Source organism: Planococcus sp. FY231025, from assembly GCF_052078085.1.
GTDB lineage: Bacteria > Bacillota > Bacilli > Bacillales_A > Planococcaceae > Planococcus.
In genome coordinates this window covers 43729-67268 of record NZ_JBQJJG010000012.1, presented here as the reverse complement: position 1 = coordinate 67268, position 23540 = coordinate 43729, and the positions used below count along the sequence as shown (strand labels likewise).

The following is a 23540-nucleotide window of genomic DNA, read 5'->3' as shown; positions in this document are numbered from 1 at the left end:
AATAAAAATCAGAAGGAGCGATTTGATGGCAGAAATGCTGATTGATAAGAAATTGCAAGATCAAATGGTTACTTGGCGCAGGGACCTGCATAAACACGCAGAGTCTGGTTTTCTGGAGATGCGGACGGCTTCACGCGTAGCCGCATTTCTAGATTCCCTAGGCTATGCGATGAAAGTGGCAGAGGAAGTCATGGATGCCAAAGAGCGCATGGGCGTCCCCCCGCAGGAAGTTCTTGATGAGCATTACAAATGGGCAGAACAAAACGGAGCGGATATGGGGTGGCTGCCGAGATTCAAAGCCGGCATGACCGGAATCGTCGCAACATTGGAGACAGGCAAACCGGGTCCGGTGCTCGCTTACCGCTTTGATATGGACGCCCTCGATATCCAGGAGGAAATGCGCGAAGGACATATTCCGTTTGAAAAAGGCTTTACTTCTATGAATGAGTCTAAAATGCACGCTTGTGCTCACGATGGGCATACATCAATCGGCCTTGGATTTGCAAAAACACTGATGGACGGAAAAGAAGAACTTACCGGAACAATCAAATTGATTTTCCAGCCGGCAGAAGAAGGAACGCGCGGAGCAAAATCACTGGTCAAAGCCGGAGTGGTTGATGATGTCGATTTCTTTATCGCGATGCATCTAGGGACTGGGGTGCCATCCGGTGAATTTGTAGCCGGGAACTCCGGGTTTCTAGCCACGACGAAAATGGATATCGAATTCAAAGGGAAGGCGGCGCATGCAGGCGGCAAACCGGAAGAAGGGCGGAATGCCTTGATGGCCGCTTCTTCTGCAGTGCTTGGGCTGTATGGAATTCCCCGCCACTCCGCAGGCGCGTCGCGCGTCAATGTAGGCGTGCTGAATGCCGGATCCGGCCGCAACATCATCCCGTCTTCGGCTTCGATGAAGGTGGAGACGCGGGGCGAGACGTCAGAGATCAATGATTATATCCGGGAGCAGGCGCTTGCGGTCATTGAAGGAGCTGCCAAGATGTACGGTGTGGAAGCCTCCATCGAAATTGTCGGCGAAGCAAAAAGCAGCATGCCGAGCGAGGAATTGGTCGACACGCTGGCTGAAGTTGCAAGGACTTCCCCATACTTTAAAACGGTCGTACCATGGTCGGCCGATTCCGCGGGATCAGAAGATGCCACTTACTATATGGAACGCGTCAAAGAGCTTGGCGGGCAGGCAACGTATTGCATCGTCGGCAGCGATTTGGCGGCTGGGCACCACAACGAACGTTTCGATTTTGATGAAGCATCGATGCCTGCAGCGGTCGATGTGCTGTACAGAGCAGCTGTCAAACTAAGCAACGCATAAGAAAAAGACGGGGAAACTTCCCCGTCTTTTCAGGCTGTCGAGAAATCTTCTTTAGATAAGTTAATAAAAAAATGAACTTTTCACCTCGCTTCGGCCGCTTTGGGAAGGGCAAAGACGATTGCTCCTGCGCAAGCTCGTCGCAAAAGAGGTGCCCAAAAACATTTGTGCACCTCTTTGGCTTTCGCTATGAGCCGAGAAGGGCACTCGTCTCATAGCTTCGCCCAGCCCTTGGACGCGCCGGCGCTGGTTTCACTCTTTAAAAGCTGGTAACTTTATCCGTTTTAGTAGAGCTATCTGAGATATGAAGCAAAACAGCGGAGAAAACCGTACTGCTCCTGTCCCTGCATCGCTGCGCTAGCTTTGGGGCATGAAAAAACGTTGCAGCGCTATACGCTTCGTCGAAGACTTGCTCTCTCAGGCATCGGGTAAGTCTTGCCTGCGGGGCAGCGGAGCGACGAGCGCATAGCGCGCAGGAGCACAGGGTTTTACGAAGCTGTTTTGCGGAATATCGATTAAGAGACAAGTATTATATATCTTTCTCAACAAGAAAAAGACGGGGAAACTTCCCCGTCTTTTCTTTGTTTATATGGCCAACCCGTCACGTAAGGACCAATGACAGCTGCGGGAAGATGATGATGATAATCAGAACGATAATGAAGATGGCGAAGAACGGGACGACGCCCTTGATGACACTTTCCACTTTCTCTCCGGTTATCCCGCTGACGACGAAGAGATTCAGCCCGACCGGCGGGGTGATCATTCCGAGTTCCATATTGACCACCATGATGATGGCAAAATGGATGACGTCGATTTCAAGCGTTGCAATAATCGGCAAGAGAATCGGCAGTGTGATTAAAATAATGGCTGTCGGCTCCAGGAACATGCCGAGAACGAAGAACAAAAGGCTGACAATCAACAGGAATGTCCACTTGTTGAAACCGCTGTCGCTGACCCACTGGGCAAAGCTCTGCGGAATCTGCTCGGTGGTCAGGAACGTACCGAGGACAAGTGCAGCTGCGATGATGAGGAAAATCATCGCGGTTGTATTGATGGATTCCGCAAGGATGCTGCGGAATTTGCGCAAATCCAATTCGCGGTATACAAGAAATGAAATGATGAGTGCATACAGTACAGCCAGGAACGACGCTTCCGTAGGCGTTACGACACCTGCGTAAATGCCGCCTAGGATGAAGACCGGCATCAACAAGCCCCAGATGGAGCGGAGTGTAGGAGCCCATCTGTCTTTCATTGGAACTTTTGGAAGGCCGCCGTAGCCTTTTTTATGTGCGACAATTACGGCATAAATGATCAGAGCCAGTCCAAGGACCAAGCCGGGAATGATACCGGCTGAGAACAGGCGGCCGGTCGATTGTTCAGAAACCGAGCCGTACAGGATCAGCGGGATGGATGGCGGAATCAGGATCCCGAGCGTTCCAGCCGAAGCGACAAGGCCCATCGAATATTTCTTATCGTATCCGGCTTTCACCATCATCGGAATCATGATGGCTCCGATTGCAGCAGCCGTTGCAGGGCTGGAACCGGAAATTGCAGCGAAGATCATACACGTTAGTACGGTAACGACCGACAAGCCGCCTTTTGTATGGCCGACCCAAGAACGAATCGCTTCGATCAAGTATTTCGAAATCCCGCCTTGCGCCATGATGAGGCCGGCGAAGACGAATCCGGGAATCGCCATCAGTGTGGTGCTATTGACGCCGGTGAACATCCGCTGGATGACCGTATCCAACGAAAAGTCGACAAGATAAAGGCCGATGATGCTTGAAACTGCCAAGCTGATGGCAATCGGCACACGCAGCAGGGCTAAAAGGAATAACAGGCCAATTACAATTACTGCTTCCATAGAATATCCTCCCCGTGAGTAACGTCCTCTTTCTTAATGAAGAACCGGTATGCTTTTTCGATGAACCGGATCAGCAGCAAAATCCCTGCAATCGGCATAATCAGGTAATTGATCCAGATCGGGAACCCAAGGTCGATCGTTTTGATCTGCTGGGCATAAGCTGTCATGACCATGTCATAGCCGCTCCAGATGATGAATACGCTGAAAGCGATGCCGATCAAAAGCGTAACCGTTTGCGAAACTTTCCGGAAAGTCGGTCCGGCACGGTCGTAAATGATATCGATCGCGATATGTTTGTCTTCTTTCAAAGCGGAAGAAAAACCGATAAAGATTGCCCACACGAGAAGCATCGTGAAGATTTCAGTCGCCCAACTCTGTGAAGACCCCATGACGTAGCGCATGAAAACTGAGTAGAGGCTGACGCCGATGCCCGCCAAGAACAAAATTGCGGAGAAAGCGCTTTCAATCAAATCAAAGATTTTCATTTTTTAATTCCTCCTTATCTCGCTTTAATGTATTTTGGATACGAGATGTTATGACAAATCATAATATAATTGGTAGGCAATAACAAGACGAAATAGTTAAATAATTATAAAGATTATAAATGATTCAAAAAATAAACAGAAAAACTTTGGTATATCATATGAATTAAAATAGGAAGATTTTTCTTCCTAAGAGTTAGAAAATTAAAATTTTTCTTTACATTGTGTTTTTCCTATGATAATTTTGGGGTGAGTTGTATCCAATAATCAAAGCGTCAGGAATCGACTCGCGAACAGCAAGAAAAGTGGAGTGAAACGGGAGGAGTGCTATAAGAAATGAAAACCCTTTCAAGAAACTTGGCAGGCTGTGAGGAAGCACGGGATCAAATAATAATAAGGGGGAATTGCACATGAAGAAGTTTGCTTTAGCTTTATTTCTACTAAGTTTCGGTTTTATCCTGGCAGCATGCGGCGGCGGCGAAGAGACAACAAGCGGATCCGGCGGCGAAGCCGAATCAGGCGTCCAGGAAACGACCATCAAGTTCTCGCACGTAGTTGCTGAGAATACACCGAAGCACCAAGGGGCTTTGGCGATGAAGGAATATATCGAGAAAGAGTCGGACGGTAAAATCACAGTTGAAATTTACCCGAACAGTTCCCTTTTCGGCGATCAGGATGAATACCAGAACTTGGTTTCCAATAACGTACAGTTTATCGCACCGGATTTATCGAAATTCGTTGGGAACAACCCTCAGTTCAACGTCCCATCATTGCCGTTCATGTTCGACAATGATGAAGAAGCAATCGCTTTCTGGGATGGCGAAAAAGGCCAGGAGATTTTGAGCAGCCTTGAAGGCGACGGCGTCCTCGGTTTGAAAATGTGGCCGAACGGCGGTAAGCATGTAACGAACAACGAACGACCGATCGATTCGCCGGATGATTTTGACGGATTGAAATTCCGTACACAAGGCGGACAAGTTCTTGAAGCAATCTATTCGACTCTTGGCGCAGGTTCGGAATCCATTCCGTTCGGGGAACTTTACACTGCACTTGACCAAGGGGTAGTAGACGGCCAGGAAAACACATTCAGCAACATCGAATCCAAAAAGTTCGATGAAGTCCAAAAGCATATGACAGTCATGAACCACACACGCGTTGACTATGCGATCTTCACAAACACGGATTTCTGGGAAGGTTTAAACGAAGAAACTAGAGCGATCGTTGAAGCCGGCGTGGAAGAAGGAACAAAAGTTGCGCGCGAAGAAGCGATTTCGTTGAACGAAAAAGCGTACGAACTTCTGAAAGAGCGCGGCGAAGTGGAAATCATCGAATTGACTCCGGAGCAAGTTGAAGTATTCCGTACGGAACTTCAGCCAATCTATGATGAGTTCGAAGAGGAAATCGGCGCTGACGTATACGAAGCAGCACGCGAAGCTGCCGGGCAATAAGCATTTCATGTCCCTATGAGTGGAATTGAAAAAGTTGGCTGTGTTCATAGCCAACTTTTTCAGTTTATTGCAGGCCATCCAAATAACTTTACAGACAGGAGAATGACAGTGAACAAAGAAATGTTTGAAAAAGGGTTGGAAATCAGAAAAAGCGTGCTCGGAGCGGAATATGTCGAAAACTCGATCAACAATGCCACCGATTTCAACATGCCGATGCAGGAATTGGTGACGGAGTATTGCTGGGGCGAAGTTTGGGGCCGTCCAGGATTGGAAAGAAAGACACGGAGCATCATCAACTTGGCGATGATTACAGCGCTGAACCGCCCGCACGAATTGAAGCTCCATGTAAGAGGGGCTATCAACAACGGCTTGACGCGTGATGAAATCAAGGAAGTGTTTTTGCAGACCGCTATTTATTGCGGGGTTCCGGCTGCAATCGACAGCTTCCGGTCAGCCAAAGAAGTTTTTGACGAAATGGACAAGGAATAAAGGGAACAGCGTGTCAAAAGCAAGGGGCAAGGGCGGCCGCCCGGACATTTGGTTCAGGCAGCCGGCACCCATTGCATGAAGCAGCCCTATAGCAGCCGATAGAAAGACAAAAATTTTTGCAATTATTTTGGATACAAAATACAGTTGGAGAAAAGAAGCGCGAAAAGCGTCAAGGATATCAAAAGAACATCTTTTCTTGGATCTGCAATTACACGCTCACTGTATCGCAGATGTATCCGGAATAAAGCGGGGATTTTTTATTGGCACAGCAAGAGAGAACGAGGAAGTATACCTTAAAGCGAGGAGGACAGCAGATGATGGAATTTCCGGAGCGTGTCCAGATCAATGAAGTAGTGCTGCGGGACGGGCTGCAGCTTGAAGCAAAAATTGCCTCCCTGGAAGAAAAAGAGACGCTTTTCCGGCAATTGGTGGAGGCCGGCGTACAAACGGTGGAATTCGGTTCGTTCGTCCACCCCAAAGCCGTGCCCCAGATGGCGAACAGCGGCGATTTGTATGAGGCGATTTCCACTGATCCCGCTGGATCGGCGATGATAGCCTTGATCCCGAATTTAAAAGGGGCGGAGCTCGCAAGTTCGCGGGGAGTGGAGCGGGTAAATTTCGTTTTTTCGGCAAGCGATACGCACAATGAACAAAACGTAAACAAGAAAACAGCCCAGTCGGTCGAGGAATTGAAGGCAATCCAGGAATTCTGCGAAAAAAACGGGATGGTCCTGGACGTTTCGATTGCGACTTCATTCGGCTGTCCGTTTGAAGGGGAAGTACCGCCGGCGCGCATCCATGAATTAACGGGCACACTGGTGAGGATGCAGATCGGCATCATTACGCTAGCCGATACGACGGGAATGGCAAATCCCCGGCAAGTGTCCGATTTGCTGAGCGGCCTGAAGAATGCTTATCCCCAGCAGAAGTTCAACCTCCATTTCCATAATACGAGAGGGATGGGGCTCGCCAATATCCTCGCCGGGCTTGACGCAGGCATCGACAGCTTCGACACCTCGCTCGGCGGATTGGGCGGCTGCCCGTTCGCACCCGGCGCAACAGGCAATGTCTGCACCGAAGATGTGGTGCATATGCTGCACAATATGGGAATCGAAACAGGCATTTCCCTGGAAGGACTGCTGACAGCATCCCGGACGCTGGAAACAGTTGTCGGCCACCCGACGCCGAGCTACCTTCTGAAGGCAGGGCCTTCCGACCGGAAATACCCGGTGCCGAACAAATAAGAAGTGATAAATTGCAGTTTTTAAACGCAAAAACAAGAGAATCTGGAGGATGGATCCATGGCTGATTGGCAGACGATTTTATTGAAAGAGGATTTTGCTTCCGACAATGTCTATATTCTGGAATTGAACCGTCCGGAGGCGATGAATTCCCTCAACACGCAGATGGGCATCGATTTGATCGAGTGCTTGAAAGAAATTCAGGAAAAACCGGATTTGCGGGTGTTAATCTTGACCGGATCCGGCGAAAAAAGTTTCTGCGCCGGCGCTGACTTGAAAGAGCGCAAAGGCATGACGAACGAGCAATGGAAAAAGCAGCATGATATTTTCGAAGAAGCATATGAACATCTGCGGAATTTCCCATTTCCGACTATAGCCGCAGTCAACGGGTTTGCGCTCGGCGGCGGAATGGAAATGCTCCTCAGCTGCGATTTGCGCTATGCTGCGGATCATGCCCAGATGGGGCTGCCCGAAGTGAAGCTCGGCATCATCCCAGGCGTCGGCGGAACCCAGTTGCTGCCGCGGGCGATACCGGTAGGCCTGGCCAAGGAATTTCTATTCCGGGGCAATAAGATTCCGGCGCCGAAAGCACTGGAGGCCGGAATCCTGAACGGCATCTCGGCAAAAGAGGATCTGCTGGAAGACACACTCGAAATTGCCAAGGAAATCGCCGCAAATGCGCCGCTTTCCTTGAAAGCATTGAAAAAGTCCATTAATACAGGGCTTGAAACGGATTTGAACACGGCGCTGGTGATTGAATTGGATCAATACTATAAATGCGCCAATTCGGAAGACCGTCAGGAAGGCATTTTGTCGTTCAATGAAAAACGGAAGCCGAATTGGCAAGGGAGATGACCGGAATGCAGCAGGTAAAAGGAGAAAAAGCGGCAGGATTAAGCAAACAGCTCGCACAATACAGCCTGGAACTCACGTACGAAAGCTTGCCGGCGGAAGTGGTGGAATTCACGAAACTTTGCATCCTGGATTATTTCGGTTCGGCGATTGCCGGTTCTGAGAAAGTGCCGGTGCGGATGATTGCTGAATTGGCGGAGGAAATGGGTGGCGCCCAACAGGCGCATGCGGTGACCGGAGGGAAAACGTCCGTGCTGAATGCGGCGCTCGTCAACGGGGCCGCGAGCCATGTTGTGGAACTCGATGATATCCATAAAGGATCGATCATCCATGCGGCGACGGTCGTGATCCCCGCGGCGCTTGCAATCGCGGAATGGAAAGAGCTTTCCGGAAAAGAATTGATTGCGGCAGTGGTCGCAGGATATGAAGTCTGTTTCCGGATCGGCGAAGCCGTTTCCCCGTCGCATTATTATTTCTGGCACAACACGGCGACCTGCGGCACTTTCGGGTCGGCGGCCGCTGCAGGAAAACTGCTCGGGCTCACTGAAGAGCAGATGGTTTCAGCCCTCGGAAACGCGGGGACGCAGGCTGCCGGGCTATGGGAATTCATCGAAGACGGTGCGATGACCAAGCAATTGCATACGGCAAAAGCGTCGATGAATGGCGTGCTGGCAGCTTTGCTGGCACAAAAAGGATTTACTGGACCGCAAAAGATCCTGGAAGGCGACCGCGGATTTTTCAAGGCGATGAGCGATGCGTATGACGAAAGCCGCATCACCGACGGGCTGGGGGGGAAGTATAAAATCATGGAAAACTCTTTCAAGATCCACGCCTCCTGCCGGCACACCCACCATGCGGTCGATTTGCTGGCAGAAATCTTCAAAGACCGCCGGCCATCGCTTGATGACATCGAATCGGTGTCGGTGGAATCCTATCAAGTGGCGCTGAACATCACGGATGATTCCGATCCCCAGACGGAATATGCGGCAAAGTTCAGCCTTCAGTTCTGCTCGGCGCTGGCGTTATTGACTGGCAGTGCCGGTCTTGCGGATTTCAATGAAGAGATACTATGGAACGAAGACATCCGGGCGCTGACGAAAAAAGTAAAAGTCGCCACAGCGCCTGCCATTGACGCCAGTTATCCTAAACAATGGGGAGCAGCAGTGGAAGTCGTGTTCAAAAATGGGGAAACGGTCCGCAAAGAAACCGATTTTCCTAAAGGCGACCCTGAAAATGCCGTAACTGCAGAAGAACTTCGCGCAAAATTTATCGGCATGACATTCAAATACCCGGCCCAAAAGCGGGAAGAGCTGGCGGATGCCATCCTGCAATTGGAGACGGTGCCGGAAATCGGACAAGTAATGGCAGCGCTTTAAGAGCTGCCTGGAAATGATGAAGGTGAAGCTATGGCACAGAAAAATGAAGAGAAACTGGAAGTGATCCAGCAGCAATTGGCGAAGCTGAATGAAAAAGAACTGGGCGAAGTGGCACACTTGCTGTCGCTGTACGGGGAATCCTCCCGCACCCTGCATCCCGACGCTCTGCCGATGCACTTTTTAGGGAGGTTCCTCGGAATCACCCAGCACGCGGACGGCACCGCAGAAATGGAGCTCGGCCTGCAGAACGAAAACACATACGGAGTCGCACAGGGCGGGGCCATCTATACATTGGCGGATGTCGCCATCGGATTCAAGATCCTGAAAAACCTGACGGAGGAAGAAAAAGTTTTTACGCTCGAATTGAAAGTGAACTTCATTGAAAAAGGGCAGGGCAGCCGGCTTGTGGCAATGCCGGTCATTTTGCGGCAAGGCCGGAGCACCGTCGTCTGCGAATGCACCGTTGTGGATGATAAAGGGACGCTGGTGGCAAAGGCGTTGGGCACTTTTTACATTTCCGGCAGGCATGGAGCAAGAAAGGAGGAGACCCAATGAGCGAAATCCATTACCAGGACATCGTCGAAGAAGTGAAAGGGATGTGCCAGCGGGCCAATACGGATCTTGGGGATGACGTCTATACGGCTTTCAAGAAAGCTCTGTCGGCAGAGCGCTCGGAAACCGGCAAGGAAGTGCTTACGCAATTGATCGAGAACGCTGATATTGCGAAAGCTGAAAAAGTGCCGATGTGCCAGGATACCGGCACGGCTGTCTTTATCGTCGAACTTGGACAGGACTGCCACATCACCGGAGGCAGCTTGATCGAAGCCATCAACGAAGGCGTGGCGAAAGGCTATGGAGAAGGGTATTTGAGGAATTCGATGATCTACAACCCCTTGAACCGGAAAAACACCGGAAACAACACCCCGGCCATTGTCCATCTCGAACTGGTCGAAGGCGATGAAATGACACTCCACATGACGGCCAAAGGCGGAGGGGCCGAGAACATGAGCGCGATGAAGATGCTCAAACCGTCCGACGGGATGGAAGGCGTCAAAGAATACATCCTGTCCGTCGTAAAAGTGGCGGGGCCGAATGCCTGTCCGCCGCTGATTGTCGGCATCGGCATCGGCGGGAATTTTGAGCGCTGTACGTATTTGGCGAAAAAATCGCTGTTCCGGCCGGTCGGCGCCCGCCATCCGGATCCGGAAGTGGCGGAGCTTGAAGAAGAACTCATCGGAGAAATCAACCGCCTCGGAATCGGCCCTCAAGGAATGGGCGGCAGTACGACAGCGCTTGATGTGAAGGTGGAAGTAGAATCCTGCCATATTGCGGCTTTGCCGGTAGCAGTGAACCTGAACTGCCACGCCAGCCGCCATCAGACGGTTGTAATGAAGTGAGGAGGCTCGACGATGCAGAAGAAAATAACGCTTCCGCTAACGGAAGAGGCAATCCTGTCATTAAAAGCGGGTGACCGGGTCCTGCTTTCAGGCACCGTTTATACAGCGCGGGATGCAGCCCATAAACGCATGACCGAACAGGAGAAGGAAGGCATTCCGTTTCCGGTCGATGTCAGCGGCCAGGTCATTTATTACACCGGACCGACGCCCGCAAAGCCGGGGGAAGTGATCGGCTCCGCAGGCCCGACCACAAGCGGCCGGATGGATCTGTACACGCCGCGGCTTCTGGAAAAAGGGCTGAAAGGCATGATCGGCAAAGGCTACCGGAACGAAGAAGTGAAAGAGGCCATCCAAAAGCACAAAGCGGTTTATTTCGGTGCGGTAGGCGGGGCGGCAGCGCTGATTTCACGGTCCATCAAATCGGTTGAAGTGATTGCCTATGAAGATTTAGGGCCGGAAGCAATCCGGAAATTGGAAATCGAGGATTTTCCCGTATTCGTGATCAACGATGCGTACGGAGGCGATATTTACCAGGAAGGCATTGAAAAATTCAGGGAATCCTAGGAGTTGAACAAAGATGAGAGTTGGGATTATCGGACTTGGGAATATGGGCGGCCGCATGGCGAAACGGCTGCTTGGGCAAGGCGCGGAAGTCGGCTTATACGATTTGAACGAAGAAGCAGTGAACGCACTTGTCGGATTGGGCGCAGAAAAGGCGGACAGCCCCGCTGATTTGGCTTCGAAATTCCAGTACATCATTACGGTGCTGCCGAATGTCTATATCGTCAAAGAAACGCTTGTCGGCGAACAAGGGCTGCTGAAAGGCATGAAGCCGGACAGCCTGCTGATCGAGATGACTACTTCGATCCCTTCCGTCACCAAGGAACTGAATGCATTGGTCAAAGCGGAAGGTTTCCGCATGATCGATGCCCCGGTGTCGGGCGGCGTAAAAGGAGCGGAGGCCGGCACGTTGTCGATCATGGTCGGCGGGGAAGAAGGCGATTTCGAAGAAGCGCGTCCGCTCCTTGCGATGCTTGGCCAAAACATCAATCATGTCGGGGACGCAGGTGCGGGCCATACGATCAAAGCCTTGAACAATATGATTTCGGCAACGACGCTTGCTGCCACGGCCGAAGCGATGGCCCTCGGCGTCAAGCTGGGGCTTGAGCCCGAGAAGATGCTGGCTGTCATCAATACGAGCACCGGCCGCAGCTTTTCCAGCGATTTTAAATTCCCGAACCAGGTGCTGACAAGAAAGTTCGAAGTGGGCTTCACACTCGATTTGATGGTCAAGGATCTGAAAATCGCAATGAGCATGGCGGAGGAAGAAAGCGCACCGATGTTCATTTCAAGTGCCTCGTTCCAATTGTGGAAGCGCGCGATGGCTGAAGGCCGCGGAGGCGAGGACCATACGGCCATCGTCAAAAGCATCGAAGAAATGTTCAATGTTGAGATCAAAGGCTGAAAATCCCCTTATGCGCTGAACCATGAACAAATGCTAAAATTGCCTCATGCTTTCTTTTAACGAGAAAAGATCTAAGGGGTGCCATTATGGAGAAATTCAAATTGACCGAACAAGACAGAGCGACATTGCAATTCAAAGTGACTACGAAATTAAGGGAATTGATCTTAAAAGGCGAATTCAAGATGGGAGAGCGCTTGATGCAGGAGGAATGGGCGCAGAAACTCGGCGTCAGCCGAATGCCGCTCCGTGAAGCGCTGCGTCAGCTGGAAGTGGAAGGCTTGGTGCGCATCGAGCCGAGAAGAGGCGCAGTGGTGACGCCGGTATCGGTTGACGATATCGAGGAAATCTACCAGCTGCGGGCCATGCTTGAAGGCGAAGCAGTGGTCCGTGCATTGCCGTTCCTTGAAAGCGAAGACATCGAGGAGCTGGAATGCATCCATAAAAAGATGCTCGAGCTGAATGCTGATGAGAATGATATGGAAACGTTCATGAAGCTGAATGCGGATTTTCACCAGATCATCCGCGAAGGGTGCCCGTGGAGAAGGATCCAGGGGTTCATAGAAACGCTTTGGAAAGGGATTCCGCCGTATACGCCGAGCCTGCTTGCCAATCATTTATCGGAATCGCACCGGGAGCATGGCCTGATGCTGCAGTTTATCAAAGAAAAAGATGCGGAAAAACTTCGTGAAGTGACCATCCGGCATATTCTGCGCACCAAGGAAAACCTGATTCAGATGATTTCGGAAAAATAGGCGGCCAAGAGCCGGCCGATTAATGCTAAGGGAAAAGGGGAAACATTCATGAAAACATTGGATATTGCAGTCATCCCAGGCGATGGCATTGGAAAAGAAGTCGTACCTGAAGCGCTCCGCGTTTTGGATGCAATCGAACAGGTGCATGGCGGACTGAAATTCAACTACACTCATTACCCGTGGAGCTGCGAGTACTATATCGAAACCGGCAAAATGATGCCCGATGACGGGCTTGAGCAACTCAGCTCCTATGATGCGATTTTCCTCGGAGCGGTCGGGGACCCAACACTTGTCCCCGATCACGTGTCGCTTGGCGGATTGCTGCTGAAAATCCGCCGCGGGTTTGAACAAGTGATCAACGTTCGGCCGGCAAAGATGCTCAAAGGGCTTGTTTCCCCGCTCAGGGATCCGAAAGACTTTGATATCATGATTGTCCGGGAAAACAGCGAAGGTGAATACAGCAGCATCGGCGGCCGTGTACATAGTGGAATGGACGAAGTTGTCGTCCAAAATGCCGTCTTCACGAAAAGAGGCGTTTCCCGTGTCATGGAATACGGTTTTGACATTGCCGGCAAAAGGGGCGGCCATCTGACAAGCGCCACAAAGTCGAACGGCATCGCCCATTCCATGCCGTTCTGGGATGAAGTGTTCATGGAAATGGCTGAAAATTATCCGGACATCCGGACCAGAAGTGAGCATATCGACGCGCTTTCGGCGTTTTTCGTGACCAAACCGGAAACACTGGACGTGGTTGTGGCGAGCAACCTGTTCGGGGACATCCTTAGCGATATCGGAGCGGCCATCATGGGCAGCATTGGGATCGCCCCTGCAGGAAACATCAACTTGAACGGCAAATTTCCGTCCATGTTCGAACCGGTCCATGGTTCTGCCCCGGATATTTACGGCAAAGGCATTGCCAATCCGATTGGGCAAATCTGGACGGCGAAAATGATGCTCGATCACTTGGGCGAGATGGAGATGGGCGCAATCGTTTTGGCCGCCATCGAAGAAACGCTGGAGTCCGGCATCAAGACCGGCGATATCGGAGGCAGTTCGAATACGGCTGAAGTGACCGATGCCATTATTGCATCCATTCAGAAACACGCAAAATGACCATAAGCAGCAGGAAACCGGCAGACTCATTTATCAGCAAAAGCGATAGATCCATTCTCCGATTTCCTGTTTTTTCTTCGTTTACAATTGTCGGAATTTTTAGTAGTATTGGTGTTAATAATAATATTGTATCCAATATCCGAAATAGAGTGACGGAATTATTTCCGTAAATGCCCAATCATAAGAAAAAAGGTAAGCGGTTTCAACTCGTTGCCACTATTTCGGCTATTCAAATATTCCATGAGCAAGGCAGCTGCGCACCTTGTCAGGAAGCGGGAAATAAGAAATGCAAAGGAGCGGCAAAATGGCGGACAAGATGGCGTTTGACAGCGATATTGCAAATGAATACGACAAAGGCGTAAGGCGGACGCTGCCTACATATGACCCGATGCTTCGGCTCGCCCAGACGTTTCTGCGGTCGAATCTGGACGAGAACTCGTCAGTTCTTGTGATAGGCGGAGGGGGCGGCAATGAATTGAAGGCTTTCGGGCCGAGAAACCCCGGCTGGACGTTCACTGCCGTCGACCCGTCCAAGGCAATGCTCGGCGCCGCACAGATGAAAGCCCGGGCCGAAGGGATGGAAAGCCGCGTCGAGCTGATCCATGGGACTGTAGCGGATGTGCCGGAAGGAGCGGTCTTCGACGGCGCGACGTGCATCCTGGTGCTGCATTTCGTTCCGGAAATCGCAGACAAGCTGGCGCTCTTGAAAAAGCTGCGGTCGCATCTGGAAACGGGGGCGCCTTTTGTGCTCGTCAGCAAATACGGGGATCCGGAAGACGAAGAATTCCAAGCTCTTGTCGGGCTTTGGAAAAACTACTGGCTCGACATGACCGATCTGCCGGAAGAAAAGGTGGAGGCGTTGATGAAAAGCACGCTGGTGGATGCTTCAGTCCCTGAGGAAACCGTCAGGGAACTGCTGGCGGAAGCAGGATTCCATAAGATTGCGAAGTTTTTCAAGACCAACCATTTCGGCGGCTGGCTCTGCTACGCCAAATAAAAGAGAAGGTGGTGGGAAACATGAAGGACCGGCAAGATGATGTAAGAAAGCTGGCGTTCTTTGCGCTGGCTGCCGCTTTGTTTCTCCTTCTCTTTTACGGGCTGCCGGATACGTTTTCCCACCAGGCGAAGCTCATGACCGGCATCATCGTGGCAGGCGTTGTGCTTTGGGCGCTCGAGCCGGTGCCGATCGGGCTAACCGCATTGATCATCCTGCTCGCCATGCTCATTTTTAAAGTAGGGGATGCAGCCGTCGTCTTCAGCGGCTTCGCTTCCCCTGCCACATATTTGATCGTGGCCGGCATGATGCTGGCAACGGCGGTCAACGAAACGGCCCTTATCAGGCGCATGACCTATTGGATTCTCGAGCGCTGGGGCGGGCATGCAAAAGGGCTGCTCGGAAGCATCATCATCATCCAGCAGATCCAAGCTTTTTTCATCCCTTCAACAGCTGTCCGCTCGGCATTGATCCTGCCGGTCTCCTCGATGATCATCGAGACGACGAAGGCGGGGCCGGGGAGCAATCTCCGGAAAATGATCATGCTGGGCGTGGCGTTCGGCGGCATCATCAGCGGCACGTCCGTCATGACAGCGGCAATTGGCAATATCCTCACTGTCGAATTGCTGGACCGCTTTGCAGATATCCAGATTACGTATTTCCAATGGTTTTATTATACGCTGCCGCTTTGGATCATCCTGGTGCCTTCCATCTGGCTGATGCTGCTGAAGGTTTTCCCGCTGCCGGAAGAGCACCGGTTTTTCCCGGAAATCCAGCAGGAGATGGCATCGAAAATGGCGGCGCTCGGACCGGTCAGCGCACCGGAAATCCGGAGCTTGCTGATCCTGCTGTTCATCGTGGTCCTATGGCTCAGCGAACCGGTCCATGGCATGCATCCGAGCTTGCCGGCACTGATTGGCGTCGTGTTGATGACGCTGCCGAAAATCGGCGTCGCTGAATGGGACAAGGTCGTTCGCATCAATTACAACACGGTGCTGGTTATCAGCATCACTTTATCGATGGGATATGCTTTCGCCGATACAGGGGCCGCTGAGACCATCAGCGACTACCTGAGCGCCGGCTGGTTCGCGGGCATGCTCGGGAATCCGCTCCTTTCAGTGATTATGGTGATCCTGTTGGCGCAGATTTTCCATAAGCTCATTTCGAATGTGGCGACAGCGGTGGTGATCCTGGTGCCGATCCTCATCAGCGTCGCGCAAAAAGGAAACATCGATCCGTTGGCGATCGGCTTTACGACAGGGCTCACCTGCCTGTTCGGCTTCATGCTCATCGTGGAATCGATGCCGAATTTATTGGCACATAGCACCGGAATGATTACGCAGAAAGATTTTCTGAAACCGGGATTCTTCGCCACCCTCATTTCAGTGGCAGCCACTATACTTGTCGCCGCCACTTGGTGGCAATGGATCGGGCTGGTCTAGAACCTAAAAATATTCAAAGGAGGTTTTCATATGTTGCCATTAGAAGGAATTACCGTGGTTTCTTTGGAACAGGCGGTTGCCGCGCCTTTTGCCACGAGACAGCTCGCGGATTTAGGAGCCCGCGTCATCAAAGTGGAAAGGCCGGGACCCGGGGATTTCGCCCGCGGCTATGACGAAACGGTCAAGGGCTTGTCGAGCCACTTTGTGTGGACGAACCGTTCGAAAGAATCGATCACGCTTGACCTGAAGCATGAGGAATCAAAGAAGGTGCTGGACAAGCTCTTGTCTGAAGCGGATGTCTTTATCCATAACTTGGCACCGGGCGCAGTGGACCGGCTCGGCTTCAGTGCAGCCGAACTCCATGAGCGATACCCGCAGCTAATTATCTGTTCGATTTCGGGTTACGGCACATTCGGTCCCTATACCAATAAAAAAGCATACGACCTGCTGATCCAATGCGAAGCAGGGCTCGTGTCGGTCACCGGAACCGAAGACACGCCGTCAAAAGCGGGGATTTCGATTGCGGATATCGCAGCGGGCATGTACACATATACCGGCGTCCTGACAGCCATCATCCAAAGGTACAAGACCGGAAAAGGCGCCATCATCGAAGTATCCATGCTCGAAGCGCTCGCAGAGTGGATGGGTTTTCCGCTATATTACTCCGTCTACGGAGAGGCGGAGCCGAAGCGGACCGGCGCAAGCCATGCGACAATCTATCCATATGGCCCGTTCAAGGCAGGCGACGAAAAAATGGTCTTTCTGGGCATCCAGAACGAACGCGAATGGGCGCGGTTCTGTGAAGAAGTGCTGAAAGATGCCGGCCTAGCAGCGGATGTCCGGTTCGACAGCAATTCCAAGCGCGTCGCCAATAAAGAAGCGTTGAAAGCAATTATCGAGGACGTCTTCAAGGAAATGGAGTCTTCGGACATCATCGATCTCCTGGAAGAGGCGAAAATTGCCAATGCGCGGCTGAATACGATGAGGGAGTTGGGGAATCATCCACAGCTCGAAGCGAGAAACCGCTGGGCCGAAGTAGATTCGCCGGCCGGGAAGCTCAGAGCGCTGATTCCGCCGGTGACATCAGACCAAATCGGAAGTGTCATGAATCCGATTCCTGCAGTAGGGGAGCACACTGAAGCGATCTTGAAGGAATTCGGATTTGATTACAGCCAATTGAAGCCCTACACCGAACCAGGCAGCGGCTGACCCATCGATGGATTTCTGCCCGCAAAAAACCAGAATGCATAACCGAAAGGATGGAGAAGAGAATGGCGAAGTTAGGTGTCCAGGAACGAGAGCAATTGCGTGCGGAAGTACGGAAGCTGTGTGCTGATTTTCCGAATGAATATTGGCGGAAGCTCGACCTTGAACGGGAATATCCGTATGAATTTGTAGACGCGTTGACGAAAAGCGGCTACTTGTCTGCACTGATTCCTGAAGAATACGGCGGCAAAGGCTACGGCATGACAGAAGCGACCATCGTCCTTGAAGAGATCAACCGGTCAGGCGGCCATGCAGCCGGATGCCATGCGCAGATGTACACAATGGGGGCGCTGCTTAAGCACGGAAGCGAAGAGCAGAAGCAAAAATACCTCCCGGGGATCGCGGACGGCAGCATCCGTTTCCAGGCATTTTCTGTCACAGAAGAAGCAGCGGGATCAAACACGACGGCCATCAAGACATTTGCTGAAAAGACAGGGGACGGCTATATCGTCAACGGGCATAAAAACTGGACGAGCCGCGTGCTCCAGTCGGATTTGCTGATGCTCTTGGCGCGCACCACGCCATCTGAACAAGTAGGGGAAAAGAAAACCGAAGGCCTGAGCCTGTTCCTCGTCGACTTGCGGGAAATCCGGGAACAGCAGCCGGAAGCGTTCGTCACAGAACCGGTCCGTGCGATGTTCAATTATGCAACCAACCAAGTCTGGTATAAAAACATGAAAATCCCGTTCGATTGCCTGATTGGCGAGGAAGGCAAAGGGTTCCGCTATGTTCTCGACGGCATGAACGCGGAACGCACGCTGCTTGCCGCGGAAGCAATCGGCGACGGGTATTTTTTCATCGATAAAGCGACGGAATACGCCAACAGCCGGGTCGTGTTCGACCGGAAAATCGGAACCAACCAGGGCATCCAATTCCCGATCGCCAAAGCTTACGCTGCTGTAAAGGCCGCGGACCTCATGCGCTATGAAGCCGCGCGGAAATACGACGAAGGCGAAAAGTACGGCGAACAGGCCAACCTCGCTAAATACTTGTCGAGCGAAGCCAGCTGGCTCGCGGCGAATGTCTGCCTCGACACCTACGGCGGCTATGGGTTTGTCGACCAGTACGATATCGAGCGGAAATTCCGGGAGACGAGGATGTACCAGGTCGCCCCGGTCAGCAACAACATGATTTTGGCTTTCCTCGGACAGAACGTCCTCGGCATGCCGCGCTCTTATTAATAAACAGAAAAACCGGCAGATCCCAAAAGGGGGCGGCCGGTTTTTTTGTTATTTGACTGCGGAAGGTTTGACGCCTTCCGGGATTGGATTGAAATAAGGTTCTTTCGCTCGCTTCTTTTCATGCTCCGCTTTCGCAGCGGCCAGGTCCTCTTCGTTTTCAAACAGGTGGATGGCAGCAGCGGCCATCGATTGCGCCGCAAGCAGCATCCCGCTGTGGGCGTATGAGCTGAGGCCTTGTGTCACCATCTGCCAAGTGTGGAGCGGAGTGCCGATGGCGCTGGTGGCAGTGGTCACTTGTGCGGTCGGCACAACCCAGCTGACATCCGAAACGTCGGTTGAACCCGGCATGATCTTATCGGACGGCTCATAGGCGGCGATGATGTCTGCCAGGAATTTCCCTTCAAATTCGCTGCCGTCTCCGCTGTAGCCGAAGCTTTCCATGCCGCCGACAAAGTTCTTTTTCTCGCCTTCGGACAAGGTGTTCCAAATGCCTTCTGCAAACGCCTTTTCTTCTGCCGTCGGCTGGATCGGGCCGGCTTCCTGCAATTTGCTGTAGAGCAGGTTTTCAAGCACGCGGTTCGGTTCATAATTCGAGCAGGCTTTATCAAAGACAATGGTCATCTCGGTTTCAGTCATCAATGCTGCACCTTGGGCGATTTTCACGACGCGCTTGTAGATTTCGTCAACTTGCGCCACTTTCGGAGCCCGGATCAAGTACAGGACCTCCGCTTCGGACTGGACGACGTTCGGCGAAATGCCGCCGCTGTTGGTTATGGCATAATGCATGCGTGCTTCGGGAATGACGTGCTCCCGCAGGTAGTTGACGCCGACGTTCATCAATTCCACCGCATCAAGCGCACTCCGTCCGAGATGCGGCGAATTTGCCGCATGGGAAGCGATGCCCTGGAAGCGGAAGTAGACCTGGTAATTCGCCAGGCTTGATAAGCCCATGATGGCATTGACGTAAGAAGGATGCCAGGTGAATGCGGCATCTAGACCGTCAAATACCCCTTCGCGCACCAAGAATGTCTTTCCGGAGCCGCCTTCTTCAGCCGGACAGCCGAAAAATTTCACTGTTCCTTTTATGCCGTTTTCCTCAAAATAAGCTTTAACAGCATAGGCTGCCGCCAGCGCGCCGGTGCCAAGCAGGTTATGCCCGCAGCCATGGCCTGTACCGCCCGCAACTAAAGGTTCTTTCACAGTGCTGTCCGCTTTCTGGCTCAGGCCGGACAAGGCATCGAATTCCCCGAGAAAGCCGATGACCGGTTTTCCTTCGCCGAATGAAGCGGTAAATGCGGTTTCGATGCCGCCAACGCCGCGCTCGACCCGAAAGCCTTCCTTTTCAAGTTCATCCGCCAAAAAACGGGCGGACTCAAACTCCTGGTAGCGGGTTTCCGGATGTTCCCAGATAAACTTGCTGATCTCTTCGAAACGGTTTCGGTTGGATGCCAAATATTCATTCAATGAAAAAGCTGTAATCATGCAATTCGCCCCTTTCACTATTAATAAATCCATTATAACAAAAAAATGCGGTGCTATTTGCCGATACCCTAAAGGCAAAGACCGGAAAAAATAATAAAAAATTTTTTCTCCTTCTTAGAGCCGCAAAGCTTAAGGCTTTTAGAAGAATGAAAACGGTTGCAAATTAACTTGAAAATTTATTCTATATTGACAACTGTTTTTGATTTGTTATGATGAATTCAATTAAAAATTCGACAAACTATTTTGACGGAGACAAGTGAACGGCATAGGAATCTTCAGAGAGCTGATGGGTGGTGCAAATCAGCGGTTCCGGCAGTTGGCAGCACTCCTGAATAGAGCGGCTGAAATCCAGTAGGCCAATCCGGTTCGTGTCCGTTACGCATGTGGATCTATGAGGCTGTTTTTTGCGAAACAGCGAATTAGGGTGGTACCGCGAATCGAAGGCTCTTCGCCCCTTACATTTCTAATGTAGGGAGTGAAGGGCCTTTTTGCATTTCTTTGCTTTAATTTGTTTCCAATTCAGAGAGGAGAATGACGATATGCTGACAGACCAACAAATTTTGAGGATTCCGGGACCATCACCGATACCGCCGAGCGTTGCGCGGGCCATGAGCCAGCCGATGATTGGCCACCGTGGCCAGAGCACTTCGGATATGATCGCCGATATCCGGCCGAAATTGAAGAAAGTGTTCGGAACTGAACAGGAAGTGATGATTCTGACAGGAAGCGGAACAGCAGGGCTGGAGACAGCTGTCGTCAATACGGTAGCACCGGGTGAAGAAGTGGCGGTCGTTGTGACCGGCGCGTTCGGCGACCGGTTCGTGAAAATCTGCAAAGCTTACGGGCTGGAGACTCATGTGCTTGACGTGGAATGGGGCAAAGCGCTCGATCCGGAAGCGGTGAAGGCTTTCCTGGAAGAGCATGGCAGCATCAAAGCCGTATTTGCCACGTATTGCGAAACGTCGACAGGCGTCCTGAACCCCGTTGAAGAACTGGCCCGGGTTGTGCGGAATGTATCCGATGCGCTCATCATTGTCGATGGCGTATCCTGTGTGGCAGGGGTAGAGACGCGGATGGACGACTGGGGAATCGATGTGATGGTGACCGGTTCCCAAAAAGCGTTCATGCTGCCGGCAGGACTGGCATTTATCGCAGCAAGCGAACGGGCTTGGAAGAAAATCGAAGCGAATCCGCAGCCGCGCTTCTACCTGGATCTGATCAAGCACCGGGACAACATCGAGAAAGACACCACGCCGTTCACTCCGGCATTATCTATTTTATTCGGATTGCAGCAGGTGCTCGCACTGATGGAAGAAGAAGGGCTGGAAAATGTATACGCACGCCACAATTTGATGATGAAGATGACGCGTGCGGCGTTCAAGGCGCACGGAATTCCGCTATTGACGGAGGACGCTGCGGCGTCGCCGACTGTCACCGCTGTCCGGCCGGATGATTTTAATCCGGAAGCTTTCCGGAAAGTGATGAAAAAGGAATTCGCGATGGAACTCGCCGGCGGCCAGCAGGAATTGGCAAAGAAGATTTTCCGCATCGGCCACATGGGGTATTGCTCGCCGGCGGATATGCTGCAGGCGATTGCTGCGATGGAAATCGGAATCATCAAATCCGGAAAAGACATTGAACTCGGCAAGGGTGTAGGAGCCGCTCAGAAAATCTACTTAAGCGAAGGAGAGACGCAGAATGACTTATAAAATCCTCATCAGCGACCCGTTAAGCGAAGATGGCATCTACCCGCTGCGCCAGGCAGACGGCTTTGAAATTACGATGGAAACCAAAATGACGCCGGATGAACTGGGGGAGCGGATTGGCGAATTCGACGCCCTGCTTGTCAGAAGCCAGACCCAGGTGACGCGTGCAATCATCGAGAAGGCCAAGCACTTGAAAATCATCGGCCGCGCCGGTGTGGGGGTCGACAACATCGATCTTGAAGCGGCGACTGAGCACGGCATCATCGTCGTCAATGCGCCGGACGGCAATACGAACTCGGCAGCCGAGCATACCATGGCAATGCTGATGTCGATGGCGCGGAAGATCCCGCAGGCATATTATGCGCTGCGCAACCGGAACTGGGACCGCAAATCGTTTGTCGGCGTGGAACTGAAGAACAAGACGCTCGGCGTCATCGGCCTTGGCCGTATCGGGGCGGAAGTTGCGGCGCGTGCAAAAGGGCAGCGCATGAACGTCATCGCATATGACCCGTTCCTGACACCGGAAAAAGCGGAGAAGATGGGTGTGGATTTCGGAAGTGTCGAAGATGTGGTGAAGGCCGCTGATTTTATTACGGTCCATACTCCACTCCTGAAGGAGACGCGGCATTTGATCAACGCGGAAGCTTTCCGCCTGATGAAACCGGGCGTCCAGATCGTCAACTGCGCACGGGGCGGCATCATCGATGAAAATGCCTTGTTTGATGCCATCCAGTCCGGGAAAGTGGCAGGGGCGGCGCTCGATGTTTTCGAGCAGGAGCCGATGGTCGATTTCCGGCTGCTGGACCTGCCGCAAGTGGTCGCCACGCCACATCTCGGGGCAAGCACCGTCGAGGCTCAGGAAATAGTAGCAGTGGATGTCAGCAATGACGTCATCAGCTATTTCACGACCGGTACCGTCCGAAACTCGGTCAACTTGCCGTCGGTTCCGAAAGAGGTCATGGCAAAGATCGAACCGTATTTCGATCTCGCCGAACGGCTTGGCATTTTTCTGGCCGATCTGGCAGACGGCACCGCAGAAGAAGTGAACATCCAATATGCAGGGGAACTTGCCAATATCGAAGTCAGTCCGCTGACGCGCAATATGCTGAAAGGGCTTTTGAAACGCTATCTCGGGGAAATCGTCAATGACGTGAACGCAGCTTATTTTGCAGAGCTGAAAGGCGTCACCGTGACTGAAAGCAAGTCCACTGCGACCAAAGGATTCACCAATCTGATCACAGTCGAAATCAAGACAGCCAAGGGCGTCCGGAAAGCGGCAGGGACGCTGTTGAACGGCCAAGGCGCACGCATCGTCAAAGTCGACGATTACCTGGTCGATGTGGCGCCGAAAGGCAATATCCTCTTTATCCGCCATAATGACCGGCCGGGTGTTATCGGCCGGGTCGGCACATTGCTCGGAGAAGAAAACGTCAACATCGCAACAATGCAGGTCGGGCGCTCAAACGCCGGCGGAGACGCCATCATGCTGCTGACAATCGATAAAGCGGCAGAGCAGGGAAGCCTCGATCAGCTCGAAAAGCTTACGGAAATCGAAAAGGTGAAAGCCATCAGCTTGTAAGGCACAAAAGGCATGGGGAAGAGTTTTGGTCCACTCTGTTGATATAGAAGAAAAACAAACGGCGCACCGGGGATGAATCCGGTGCGCCGT

At 52.1% G+C, this 23540-nt stretch carries 21 protein-coding genes and 1 other annotated feature; of the genes, 18 read left to right on the top strand and 3 right to left on the bottom strand.

Annotated features, from left to right (window positions below):
- The first annotated feature begins 25 nt into the window (after window positions 1-25).
- Complete coding sequence (locus ACTL32_RS16755; RefSeq protein ID WP_441342536.1) at window positions 26-1324, top strand: amidohydrolase; 1299 nt, start codon at window positions 26-28, stop codon at window positions 1322-1324.
- A 598-nt stretch (window positions 1325-1922) separates the two neighbouring features.
- Here ACTL32_RS16755 and ACTL32_RS16750 read toward each other — a convergent pair.
- Together ACTL32_RS16750 and ACTL32_RS16745 are read right to left on the bottom strand one after the other, a co-directional pair.
- Window positions 1923-3185: a TRAP transporter large permease gene (locus ACTL32_RS16750; RefSeq protein ID WP_441342535.1), complete on the bottom strand. Its 1263-nt coding sequence runs from the start codon at window positions 3183-3185 to the stop codon at window positions 1923-1925.
- Entirely contained in the window at window positions 3173-3670 is a 498-nt protein-coding gene (locus ACTL32_RS16745) for a TRAP transporter small permease (protein WP_441342534.1), read from the bottom strand. Before ACTL32_RS16745 ends, ACTL32_RS16750 begins: the two co-directional genes overlap by 13 nt.
- 407 nt (window positions 3671-4077) lie before the next feature.
- Here ACTL32_RS16745 and ACTL32_RS16740 point away from each other — a divergent pair, with 407 nt between their 5' ends.
- The 15 genes from ACTL32_RS16740 to ACTL32_RS16670 all read left to right on the top strand — a co-directional run bounded on the left by ACTL32_RS16740 (window position 4078) and on the right by ACTL32_RS16670 (window position 18683).
- Window positions 4078-5115, top strand: coding sequence for a DctP family TRAP transporter solute-binding subunit (locus ACTL32_RS16740; RefSeq protein WP_441342533.1), 1038 nt, complete (start codon window positions 4078-4080; stop codon window positions 5113-5115).
- A gap of 108 nt (window positions 5116-5223) precedes the next feature.
- On the top strand, window positions 5224-5604 hold the full coding sequence (gene pcaC, locus ACTL32_RS16735) for a 4-carboxymuconolactone decarboxylase (RefSeq protein WP_204891268.1): 381 nt from the start codon (window positions 5224-5226) through the stop codon (window positions 5602-5604).
- A gap of 314 nt (window positions 5605-5918) precedes the next feature.
- Window positions 5919-6848 carry a hydroxymethylglutaryl-CoA lyase gene (locus ACTL32_RS16730; protein ID WP_441342532.1) on the top strand — a complete coding sequence of 310 codons (930 nt, stop codon included), beginning with the start codon at window positions 5919-5921 and terminating at the stop codon, window positions 6846-6848.
- A 57-nt stretch (window positions 6849-6905) separates the two neighbouring features.
- A complete protein-coding gene (locus ACTL32_RS16725) occupies window positions 6906-7700 on the top strand; it encodes an enoyl-CoA hydratase/isomerase family protein (protein WP_441342531.1) in 795 nt (264 codons plus the stop codon).
- Between the two features lie 5 nt (window positions 7701-7705).
- Entirely contained in the window at window positions 7706-9073 is a 1368-nt protein-coding gene (locus ACTL32_RS16720) for an MmgE/PrpD family protein (protein ID WP_441342530.1), read from the top strand.
- A 30-nt stretch (window positions 9074-9103) separates the two neighbouring features.
- Window positions 9104-9628, top strand: coding sequence for a PaaI family thioesterase (locus ACTL32_RS16715; RefSeq protein ID WP_441342529.1), 525 nt, complete (start codon window positions 9104-9106; stop codon window positions 9626-9628).
- Window positions 9625-10470: a fumarate hydratase gene (locus tag ACTL32_RS16710; protein ID WP_204891258.1), complete on the top strand. Its 846-nt coding sequence runs from the start codon at window positions 9625-9627 to the stop codon at window positions 10468-10470. Before ACTL32_RS16715 ends, ACTL32_RS16710 begins: the two co-directional genes overlap by 4 nt.
- A 12-nt stretch (window positions 10471-10482) precedes the next feature.
- A complete protein-coding gene (locus ACTL32_RS16705; RefSeq protein ID WP_441342528.1) occupies window positions 10483-11034 on the top strand; it encodes a Fe-S-containing hydro-lyase in 552 nt (183 codons plus the stop codon).
- A 13-nt stretch (window positions 11035-11047) separates the two neighbouring features.
- On the top strand, window positions 11048-11935 hold the full coding sequence (locus tag ACTL32_RS16700) for an NAD(P)-dependent oxidoreductase (RefSeq protein ID WP_441342527.1): 888 nt from the start codon (window positions 11048-11050) through the stop codon (window positions 11933-11935).
- 86 nt (window positions 11936-12021) lie between these two features.
- Complete coding sequence (locus ACTL32_RS16695; protein WP_441342526.1) at window positions 12022-12687, top strand: GntR family transcriptional regulator; 666 nt, start codon at window positions 12022-12024, stop codon at window positions 12685-12687.
- Window positions 12688-12735: 48 nt separating this feature from the next.
- A complete protein-coding gene (locus tag ACTL32_RS16690) occupies window positions 12736-13800 on the top strand; it encodes a tartrate dehydrogenase (RefSeq protein WP_441342525.1) in 1065 nt (354 codons plus the stop codon).
- A 304-nt stretch (window positions 13801-14104) separates the two neighbouring features.
- Window positions 14105-14797, top strand: a complete 693-nt coding sequence (locus tag ACTL32_RS16685) for a class I SAM-dependent methyltransferase (RefSeq protein WP_441342524.1) — start codon at window positions 14105-14107, stop codon at window positions 14795-14797.
- A 20-nt stretch (window positions 14798-14817) separates the two neighbouring features.
- On the top strand, window positions 14818-16236 hold the full coding sequence (locus ACTL32_RS16680) for an SLC13 family permease (protein ID WP_441342523.1): 1419 nt from the start codon (window positions 14818-14820) through the stop codon (window positions 16234-16236).
- A 30-nt stretch (window positions 16237-16266) separates the two neighbouring features.
- Window positions 16267-17445 (top strand): CaiB/BaiF CoA transferase family protein, encoded by a 1179-nt coding sequence (locus tag ACTL32_RS16675; RefSeq protein ID WP_441342522.1) that lies wholly within the window; start codon window positions 16267-16269, stop codon window positions 17443-17445.
- Window positions 17446-17507: 62 nt separating this feature from the next.
- Window positions 17508-18683: an acyl-CoA dehydrogenase family protein gene (locus ACTL32_RS16670; RefSeq protein ID WP_441342521.1), complete on the top strand. Its 1176-nt coding sequence runs from the start codon at window positions 17508-17510 to the stop codon at window positions 18681-18683.
- A 48-nt stretch (window positions 18684-18731) separates the two neighbouring features.
- On the opposite strand, the gene ACTL32_RS16665 is transcribed toward ACTL32_RS16670, so the two are convergent.
- Entirely contained in the window at window positions 18732-20165 is a 1434-nt protein-coding gene (locus ACTL32_RS16665; protein ID WP_441342520.1) for a M20 family metallopeptidase, read from the bottom strand.
- A gap of 234 nt (window positions 20166-20399) precedes the next feature.
- Window positions 20400-20624: a binding site (T-box leader), on the top strand.
- Between the two features lie 80 nt (window positions 20625-20704).
- On the opposite strand from ACTL32_RS16665, the gene ACTL32_RS16660 reads away from it, so the two are divergent.
- Both ACTL32_RS16660 and serA read left to right on the top strand, forming a co-directional pair.
- Window positions 20705-21874 (top strand): pyridoxal-phosphate-dependent aminotransferase family protein, encoded by a 1170-nt coding sequence (locus tag ACTL32_RS16660; RefSeq protein ID WP_441342519.1) that lies wholly within the window; start codon window positions 20705-20707, stop codon window positions 21872-21874.
- Complete coding sequence (gene serA / locus ACTL32_RS16655; RefSeq protein WP_441342518.1) at window positions 21864-23450, top strand: phosphoglycerate dehydrogenase; 1587 nt, start codon at window positions 21864-21866, stop codon at window positions 23448-23450. The genes ACTL32_RS16660 and serA overlap by 11 nt, the downstream gene beginning before the upstream one ends.
- Window positions 23451-23540: the final 90 nt, after the last annotated feature.

Coding starts and splice junctions, on each gene's coding strand:
- ACTL32_RS16710 (WP_204891258.1), top strand. CDS start 9,625: ATGAGCGAAATCCATTACCAGGACATCGTCGAAGAAGTGAAAGGGATG.
- ACTL32_RS16665 (WP_441342520.1), bottom strand. CDS start 20,165: ATGATTACAGCTTTTTCATTGAATGAATATTTGGCATCCAACCGAAAC.
- ACTL32_RS16730 (WP_441342532.1), top strand. CDS start 5,919: ATGATGGAATTTCCGGAGCGTGTCCAGATCAATGAAGTAGTGCTGCGG.
- ACTL32_RS16725 (WP_441342531.1), top strand. CDS start 6,906: ATGGCTGATTGGCAGACGATTTTATTGAAAGAGGATTTTGCTTCCGAC.
- ACTL32_RS16750 (WP_441342535.1), bottom strand. CDS start 3,185: ATGGAAGCAGTAATTGTAATTGGCCTGTTATTCCTTTTAGCCCTGCTG.
- ACTL32_RS16685 (WP_441342524.1), top strand. CDS start 14,105: ATGGCGGACAAGATGGCGTTTGACAGCGATATTGCAAATGAATACGAC.
- ACTL32_RS16690 (WP_441342525.1), top strand. CDS start 12,736: ATGAAAACATTGGATATTGCAGTCATCCCAGGCGATGGCATTGGAAAA.
- ACTL32_RS16720 (WP_441342530.1), top strand. CDS start 7,706: ATGCAGCAGGTAAAAGGAGAAAAAGCGGCAGGATTAAGCAAACAGCTC.
- ACTL32_RS16680 (WP_441342523.1), top strand. CDS start 14,818: ATGAAGGACCGGCAAGATGATGTAAGAAAGCTGGCGTTCTTTGCGCTG.
- ACTL32_RS16755 (WP_441342536.1), top strand. CDS start 26: ATGGCAGAAATGCTGATTGATAAGAAATTGCAAGATCAAATGGTTACT.
- ACTL32_RS16740 (WP_441342533.1), top strand. CDS start 4,078: ATGAAGAAGTTTGCTTTAGCTTTATTTCTACTAAGTTTCGGTTTTATC.
- ACTL32_RS16700 (WP_441342527.1), top strand. CDS start 11,048: ATGAGAGTTGGGATTATCGGACTTGGGAATATGGGCGGCCGCATGGCG.
- ACTL32_RS16670 (WP_441342521.1), top strand. CDS start 17,508: ATGGCGAAGTTAGGTGTCCAGGAACGAGAGCAATTGCGTGCGGAAGTA.
- ACTL32_RS16695 (WP_441342526.1), top strand. CDS start 12,022: ATGGAGAAATTCAAATTGACCGAACAAGACAGAGCGACATTGCAATTC.
- serA (WP_441342518.1), top strand. CDS start 21,864: ATGACTTATAAAATCCTCATCAGCGACCCGTTAAGCGAAGATGGCATC.
- ACTL32_RS16715 (WP_441342529.1), top strand. CDS start 9,104: ATGGCACAGAAAAATGAAGAGAAACTGGAAGTGATCCAGCAGCAATTG.
- ACTL32_RS16705 (WP_441342528.1), top strand. CDS start 10,483: ATGCAGAAGAAAATAACGCTTCCGCTAACGGAAGAGGCAATCCTGTCA.
- ACTL32_RS16675 (WP_441342522.1), top strand. CDS start 16,267: ATGTTGCCATTAGAAGGAATTACCGTGGTTTCTTTGGAACAGGCGGTT.
- ACTL32_RS16660 (WP_441342519.1), top strand. CDS start 20,705: ATGCTGACAGACCAACAAATTTTGAGGATTCCGGGACCATCACCGATA.
- ACTL32_RS16745 (WP_441342534.1), bottom strand. CDS start 3,670: ATGAAAATCTTTGATTTGATTGAAAGCGCTTTCTCCGCAATTTTGTTC.